Origin of the sequence: Okeania sp. SIO3B5 (assembly GCF_010692555.1) — a bacterium.
GTDB lineage: Bacteria > Cyanobacteriota > Cyanobacteriia > Cyanobacteriales > Microcoleaceae > Okeania.
Window position 1 is genome coordinate 1 of the sequence record NZ_JAAHHG010000442.1, and the last position, 8400, is coordinate 8400.

Below are 8400 nucleotides of genomic sequence, written 5' to 3' on the forward strand. Positions count from 1 at the left end.
GACCATGAAGAGCTGAAAACCATGTACTTTTTCAATACCTAAAAATGCTAAAACCTTTATCTGGTAATTATTTGAAATTTAATCAGCAAACCCTAATTAAAACTGTTACTGGTTCTTCTTCACAATATGCAAGAGGGAATGCTGTTTTTAATATTGTCTGTCATAAGGATGGTAAGTATGTTCGGGTTGATATTATATGTTTTGGTACTTGTGTGAATGACACTTATGACATTCGTTCCCAGATAGATAAAATGATGAAATGGTAAATCAAACCTTTATCGAAATTCTTCAAAAAATCAAAGTTTCTTAGAATTTGGTTTTTCCAACGCTTCAAATATTCTTGCTTTTAAATAACATATAATTGAACTACAAATAAGACTTAAACAAAAACACTATATGTAGTTAGTAATAAATTAAAACTATAACGTCTTATATATGTAGTTTTTAGAACTCAAAAATGCTTAAATTCTGTGTACATAAGTTTTCATGTGGGTAGACAAAAATAGGAAAGCTCTATGGAATTTCCCTACTGGGTTTTAGCTGTTATACCAATTTGATAAATGTTTGCTACAAATAGCTAGGGAATTTTTTAGGACTCAGGAGTCAGGTAGGGGAGCAATCGGTAGGGCAACGTTTGGAATTAATAGCTTTAGATGCCATTTCTTAGTTTATAACTTATCTTATTAGTCAAAGGGACATCTCCTATAAAGTCTTTTTGTCGCCCTTATTATTCGTAACATTCTTTTTTCACGCTTGGTATTACTTGAGGTAATCTTTGAGTTCTAGACACTATATATCTATAACGTTATAGTTTTTCAACATAAAATCTATGAAAAATCAGGTTTTCAGGTTCTCCTACCCAAGTCCTGATTCAGTTTATGATAAAAAAAAGATACTAAATATATAAACTGAATTTTTATGGAATCTGCTGTCAATATTCCCAATGAAGCTAAGAGACCAGAAAATTTGCCAGTTGTGCAAACTACTAATTTGGGTAAATTTTACCGCACTGGTTTTTGGATGAATCAAAAAATAGAATCTCTTAAAAACTGTTCTTTGACAGTTTATCAAGGAGAAACTTTTGGACTTTTGGGGCAAAATGGTGCAGGTAAAACTACTCTACTTAAAACTTTATTAGGAATTGTACGCCCTACATCTGGATCGGGAGTTTTATTAGGGCAGCCAATAGGTGATCGAGTAATTAAAGAAAAAATTGGTTATTTGCCAGAAAATCCTTACTTTTATGAATATTTAACTGGATGGGAATTTCTAGAATTTGTAGCAGGATTATTTCAAATACCAATATCAATACAAAAACAAAGAATTCCAGAATTACTTGACCTAGTTGGGTTATCTAAATCAACGGCTATTAGAAAGCAATTACGTCAATATTCTAAGGGAATGTTGCAAAGAGTTGGTATGGCACAAACTTTGATTAATGACCCTGAGTTAGTATTTTTGGATGAACCAATGTCAGGTTTAGATCCAATGGGACGTTATCAAATTAGAGAAATTATTATCTCGCTTAAAAAACAAGGGAAGACTATTTTTTTTAATAGTCATGTTTTGTCTGATGTGGAGAAAATATGCGATCGCATTGCTATTCTGGCAGAGGGAGAATTAATTTGTATTGGTACTTTAGATGAAGTATTAGGAACTAATGAAAGTTATTATGTCAAGGGTAAAAGTGGTAATCTGAAGATTCTTAAACAATGGATACCTGATTTAGAATTTGAGCATAATTTTTGGCATGGTCATTTACAGGGAGACCCCAAAGAATTTTTAGTTAGTGTGGGATTAATGAAAGCTACACTAATGAAAATGAATATAGAAAGGCTTAGTTTAGAGGAGTATTTTATGCAGCAATTACGAGAAAGGGGTATTTTTTCTAGTAGAGAATAGACTATATCATGTGTCCCCTCCGGGAGATTAGTATTTTTTGGTCTAAAAAAGTGCCAGCTTTTCAGCTCAAAAAGCTAGTATTTTGGGACGATTATGGCAAAAAAATCAAGGGACAATTTTTCCGACTACCTCCTCTATAATTCCCATTTCTCCTGTCTCCTGTCTCCTGTCTCTTACCCTCTAGACAATTTGAGGTATCTCTTGTACCGCAAACATTATGGTGTTTTGTCACAGGGGAAATTCAGATATATATATATTTCTATAAAAATAGTTTTGTACTATTTTTTATGGGGTTCAAAAAAGTGCCAGCTTTTCGGTGTCAAGAGCTACATAAAGCTAGTATTTTGGGCTGACTATGGTAGAACAATCTTGGGACAATTCTTATACCAATTTGAAAAAAGAATATTACGAATAATAAGCACGATAAAAAGACTTTCAGATAAAGTCTGTTTCACGAAAAAGGTAATTTGCAACATCAAAAATGGTATTAAATATATCCCCAAGTGCATTCTAAATTCTAAATTCGAGCATTAGAATAAATACCCTAATTATTTGCAGCAAACATTTATCAATTTGGTATTACTCCTACCTCCTCGCTCATTCCTATTTCTCCTGTCTCCTGTCTCCTGTCTCCTGTCTCCTGTCTCCTGTCTCCTGTCTCCTACCCCTACTAAAAGAATTTTTCAGCAAACCCTAATTAATCAAAACTTTTTTGCTTAATTTTTTATTGTCTTTTTTTAGTTTTCTAGCAATAGTAACTGCCAAAAAAAGTTGCCAAGCTTTCAGATAAAAAACTGCTGGTAATAACATATTGATAGCTGTTAATAATTGTTTTTGTTTGGCAGCGACTATACCCCAATGCAGATTTATGTATTGCCGTACATCTTTAATATCTGGGATTATATTAGAATACTTTTTATGAACTTTAGTATAAATTTTTTCTTTCATCAAAATATTAGTATTACAACGTTGTTTAAGGGGGATTTTTCTGTCATATCCCCCTATCCAAATTGTACGATAAACTAAGCATTGGTTGAGAAAAATAGCATCACCAAATTCAGAAATTCTAATCCAAGAATCTATATCATCGCAACTCCTTAAATTAGTATCCCATCCTCCAGATTCTAAAAAAGCATCCCGACGAAAAGCAACTTGAATAGGAGTACCAAATGGCAGTAATTCTAGTAACATCCCATAGTGAATATCTTCTTGAGGAATATAAAATGCTGTTCCAGGTCCTGTTTTATAAGTACGACTAATTTCTACCTGATGAAAATCAACTTGTGCTGCCTGACAAGAAAGAATTACTGCTTGAGAATGAAGGGTAATTGCTTTAGTCATTTCTTCTATACAATTAGCTGCTATATAGTCATCGTCATCTAAAGGTTTTATCCAATCTCCCTGGGCATTTTGTACCCCTAAATTCATTGTAGCTGCATGACCTTGATTAGAAGAAGTACAATAGTACATGACGCGACCTTCTAAGCTATTGACATAGTTTTTTGTACCGTCTATTGAACAGTCATCAACTACTATGATTTCACATTCAACTGTTTGTTTTAATGCCGAATTAATTGCCCGTTTTAATAAATCTAAGCGATTATAAGTTGTAATTACGATACTAAATTTCATTGGCAAACTTTTATCTATGATTTAATTAATAAGCTAAGAATATAAGTCGATATTTCTCTTTGAATAATAGTTGCAAATTCTACAGTTCTATTGACATTATAGGCAAAAAAACTACTGCAACACCAATGAATTTATCTGTATAAAAAACTCTATTTATAATTGATATGCTGTTAAGTATTACTGATTCAGTAATATTACTTATTCTGCTGAAAATACTTCAATTTTCCCTTCTTTACTATTACCTCCATACTTTTTAATAACACTTAGTCTCTATATCTCAGATAAAAACGCTATATCTGAAAGTTATAAGTGTCTAAGTTTGATATTGTCATTTTAGCTTATAATTATATTTTCAAATTATATTAAAGAGTTTAGTGGTCAATAATTATGATTCATAAATCATAATTAATAGTGCTTTCATGAAATTTTAGATATTACTTAAATACCTTCTCAAACTTACTAGATGAAATATTTTTTTCTCGACAGTGGTTAACTTAGACACAGTATCTATAAAAGTGTAATACTTTTTATACATTTAATGAGGCTCCCTATCATGTTGGTTTTTCTGGCCTGACAGGAAGATTGAAACAAAGTCTAGCAATATTTTAGGTAATTGAGATAAAATGTATATACATAGACTTCTCTACAGTTTCAGGAATAGCAAATAATTATCGTCTATCAAGGCAGACAAAAAACTAGAGTGCTAAATTATAATATTTGGAGTTGATAATGGAAAAATGTTTCATTAATTGATAATTGATCATGGATAATTGATAATTACCTCTGGTTAAAACCGTTACGGAATTGAATATAAGGAGATATTATTTCTTTTGTTTTCCCCTTAAAAGGGGAGGCTTCAAGGCGCGAATTATTTAATAATTAATAATTAATAATTAATAATTAATAATTCGGTAATGTAAGCATTTCCTGCGGAATGCTGCGCAAACAGCTATTAGCTGTCAGCAATTAAAAGCAATAGCTGATGGCTGACGGCTGAACGCTTACTGTGTATTATCAAATTAATTTATAAGTTGCATAGAATAATATTTTAATCGGAGTTTGCTGTAGATCAACACAGAAATACTTCATAATTTACTCCTATTAAGTACCATGATTTTATCCAGACTCCTTATTCTGTTGAGCCTCACATAAAATTAGTATAAATCCTATTTATAAGTGTATATTTTTTTCAATAGTTAAATGATTGTAAAAGATAGTTAAGAATTAAATGTTTTGGCTAGTGTAAGCAAGTATGATGGAGTAGAAAGCTAAACCAAGATTAAATTAACATCCAGGAGTAAAGAAACAAAGAAGTTAAACTATTCGTTTGATTATTAATAGCCTCATCACTCAGAAAATAGGAATTCTGATAATTGGCCAAAATCAGGAGTGGAAACAGGAGATTAATTTAGGAAAAAAGAACAATCAAAATTTTGTTCAAATTCCCCATACTAAGTTAATAGAAATGTTATCTTATAAAGCCAAAATGGTAGGAATTCAGGTAATTTTAACCGAAGAATCTTATACATCAAAAGCAAGTTTTATGGATAATGATGCAGTTCCTGTGTACTTAAACGGTGAGAAAAATTAGTCAACTTTTAGTGGAAAAAGGGTGAAACGGGGTTTGTATCGCACAGGTTGTGGTAGATTGATTAATGAGTAAAGTTAATGGTTCTTTGAATATTATGAGAAAAGCAATCCCAAATGTCTTTGACAATGGGATAGAGGGTGTTGTAGTTCACCCAGTCAAGGTAAAACTGGCAAAATAAGAATATGTTATATTTGACTATATTTTTATGAACTATTGATATTAATAACTTGTGACTGAATTGAAAAAGTATAGCGCTGTGCGCAGGCAACAGCTCATCTGGCAACAGCTCATCTGGCAACAGCTCATCTGGGGGAATAAAAAACTGATAATATAGAACTTTTAGTTATTGGAGAGTTCTTGTAATTTGTAAATATGCCAGCGCACATTGCTATAAAAGTAATTTGAACTTTAAATTTAGGAGAAAAATTTAATGGCGATCGCTACAATTAATCCAGCAACAGGAGAAACAATAAAAATTTTTGAACCAATTACAGATGCAGATATAGAAACAAAACTAGAACTAGCAATAACAACTTTCCGTCAATATCGTCAAATTCCCATGACTCAACGTGGGGAATGGCTATTAGCAGCAGCCGACATATTAGAAAAAAATGCTGAAAAATTTGCCAAAATAATGACCCTGGAAATGGGTAAAACTCTGAGTGGAGCCATCGCCGAAGCTAAAAAATGTGCCCTAGTCTGTCGCTACTATGCAGAAAATGCAGCAAAATTTCTCGCTGATGTACCAGCACAAACTGATGCAAGTAAATCCTTTATCCGTTATCAACCATTAGGGCCAGTGCTAGCTGTTATGCCTTGGAATTTTCCCTTTTGGCAAGTTTTCAGATTTGCAGCACCAGCTTTAATGGCAGGAAATGTAGGTTTATTAAAACACGCCTCTAATGTTCCCCAATGTGCTTTGGCCATTGAAGAAATATTTAAAGAAGCAGGTTTCCCAGAAGGAGCATTTCAAACCTTATTGATAGGTTCCGATAAAGTAGCAGGCATAATGGCAGATGACCGAGTAAAAGCAGGAACTTTAACTGGAAGTGAACCAGCAGGAATGGCTTTAGCAGCAATAGCAGGTAAATCAATTAAAAAAACTGTTTTGGAATTGGGAGGTAGCGATCCATTTATAGTATTAGAAAGTGCTAATTTAGAACAGGCTGTGTCTACTGCTGTTACAGCTCGGATGTTAAATAATGGCCAATCTTGTATTGCAGCAAAACGTTTCATCTTGGCAGAAACTATCGCTGAAGAATTTCAACAGCGCCTAGTAGAAAAATTTGAGGCTTTGAAGGTAGGAGACCCTATGTTGTCAGATACTGATATTGGTCCTTTGGCAACTCCATCTATTCTTCAAGAGTTAAATTCTCAAGTAGAAGTTTCTGTTGAAAAAGGAGCAAAAGTTCTAACAGGAGGTCATCTTTTATCTGAAAGTCCCGGAAATTTTTACCCTCCTACTATTTTGGCGGAGATTCCAGTAAATTCCCCTGCTTATGAAGAGGAGTTTTTTGGTCCTGTTGCCTTAATATTTCGGGTTGCTAATATTGATGAAGCAATAGAACTGGCCAATAACACTCCCTTCGGATTAGGTGCAAGTGCATGGACTACAGATACAGCACAGACAGATAGGTTAATATCAGAACTAGAAGCAGGTGCAGTTTTTATCAATGGTTTAGTCAAGTCTGACCCCCGTCTGCCTTTTGGTGGGATTAAACGTTCTGGCTATGGTAGAGAACTTAGCAAAGAAGGAATCCTAGAATTTGTCAATATTAAGACTGTTTGGGTTAAATAATTAAGTATAATAAAAGTTATACATAAATCTAGTCATATATAGTCAAACGATGTCAAATATCTTCCTTAATTTGTACAAAAGAGCTACTAAAATATTTGACAAAATTTAATAACTTTCGAGCATATGTTTAATAGTATCAGGACTTACGCAGTACCGCTACATATAGTGTATGAATTGGTCATTATTGCCAATGTAACCACTATAATTAGTGCCGTTGCGTAAGTCCTGAGTATAACGAAATTGGCTAATAATTCCAGACTAAATAATCATCAAAATTCCTAAATGATCGAATCCTAATATAATTTTAACTCCTGGATTTATGAAATTAGTTGAGAAACACATTATTCAGAAAAATCATCGGTTTTATACTGAAATTGACCGACTGTGTTTCTTGTCGAAAAATCTCTATAACTATGGCAATTACTTAGTTCGCCAATCTTTCATCTTTGAAAAAACAAATCTATCCTATTACGACCTGCAAAAAACACTTTCTACCCAATCAGACTATCAAGCAATGCCAGCTAAAGTATCTCAACAAATATTGATGATACTAGATAGAAACTGGAAGAGCTTTTTAGCAGCAAGCGAAGTTTATAAACAGAACCCATCAAAGTTTAATGCTCGTCCTCGTATTCCTAAATATAAAAATAAAATAACGGGAAGAAATACTGTAGTTTATACCACACAAGCTATCAGTAAGAGGCAATTAAAACAAGGAATTATTAATCCGAGTAAAACCGGGATTTATCTAAAAACATTAGTACCTACTTCACAAATTAAACAAGTTCGTCTCGTGCCTAGACTTAACCATTATGTAATTGAGGTGATTTATGAAGCGACGGAAAAACAATACGAGCTAGAAAAAAATCGTTGCGCCAGTATTGATATAGGATTAAACAATCTAGCTACATTAACCTTTAATCAAGCCGGAATTAAACCCAAGAGTGATAAATGGCAGACCGTTAAAATCTATCAATCAATACTATAATAAAGTTAAGAGTTTCCTACAATCTCAACTCCGGAAAAATCAATCAAGCCAGAGGTTGAAAAAGCTTTGTAACAAGAGAGAATTCAAAATCAACGATTATCTTGCGTATTGCATCCCGTTTGATTATTGATACTCTAATTAATCAGAAAATAGGAACTTTGATAATTGGGCACAATGAAAACTGGAAGCAGAAGATAAATCTAGGGAAAAGAAATAATCAAAATTTTTTATCTGTCCCCTATAACAGGTTAATAGAAATGTTATCTTATAAAGCCAAGATAGTAGGGATAGATGTAATTCTTATAGAAGAATCTTATACCTCAAAAGCAAGTTTTATAGATAATGATTTGATTCCTGTTTACAAGAAAGGTGAGAAAAATCAAGTCACTTTCTCAGGAAAAAGAGTAAAAAGAGGCTTGTATCGTACCGCAAGCATTGGATTGATTAATGCTGATGTGAATGGTTCTCTAAACATCATGAGAAAAGCAA

7 protein-coding genes are annotated in these 8400 nt (G+C 32.9%); 6 read left to right on the forward strand and 1 reads right to left on the reverse strand.

Going from position 1 to position 8400, the window contains the following annotated elements; all coding sequences use genetic code 11:
- The first annotated feature begins 44 nt into the window (after positions 1-44).
- Positions 45-266 (forward strand): hypothetical protein, encoded by a 222-nt coding sequence (locus F6K54_RS34875; RefSeq protein WP_293088257.1) that lies wholly within the window; start codon positions 45-47, stop codon positions 264-266.
- A 652-nt stretch (positions 267-918) separates the two neighbouring features.
- A complete protein-coding gene (locus F6K54_RS34880; protein ID WP_293088258.1) occupies positions 919-1902 on the forward strand; it encodes an ABC transporter ATP-binding protein in 984 nt (327 codons plus the stop codon).
- A 693-nt stretch (positions 1903-2595) separates the two neighbouring features.
- Here the strand turns inward: F6K54_RS34880 and F6K54_RS34885 are convergent.
- Complete coding sequence (locus F6K54_RS34885; protein WP_293088260.1) at positions 2596-3534, reverse strand: glycosyltransferase family 2 protein; 939 nt, start codon at positions 3532-3534, stop codon at positions 2596-2598.
- A gap of 1327 nt (positions 3535-4861) precedes the next feature.
- Between F6K54_RS34885 and F6K54_RS34890 the strand changes: the two genes are divergently transcribed.
- From F6K54_RS34890 to F6K54_RS34905, 4 genes are all read left to right on the forward strand, one after another.
- Positions 4862-5125 (forward strand): IS200/IS605 family accessory protein TnpB-related protein, encoded by a 264-nt coding sequence (locus F6K54_RS34890; protein ID WP_293088262.1) that lies wholly within the window; start codon positions 4862-4864, stop codon positions 5123-5125.
- Between the two features lie 430 nt (positions 5126-5555).
- Positions 5556-6923 carry an NAD-dependent succinate-semialdehyde dehydrogenase gene (locus F6K54_RS34895; protein WP_293088264.1) on the forward strand — a complete coding sequence of 456 codons (1368 nt, stop codon included), beginning with the start codon at positions 5556-5558 and terminating at the stop codon, positions 6921-6923.
- A 319-nt stretch (positions 6924-7242) separates the two neighbouring features.
- Complete coding sequence (locus tag F6K54_RS34900; protein ID WP_293088266.1) at positions 7243-7911, forward strand: hypothetical protein; 669 nt, start codon at positions 7243-7245, stop codon at positions 7909-7911.
- Positions 7912-8012: 101 nt separating this feature from the next.
- Positions 8013-8400, forward strand: a 388-nt coding sequence (locus F6K54_RS34905) for an IS200/IS605 family accessory protein TnpB-related protein (protein ID WP_293088268.1), incomplete at its 3' end; no start/stop codon positions are given.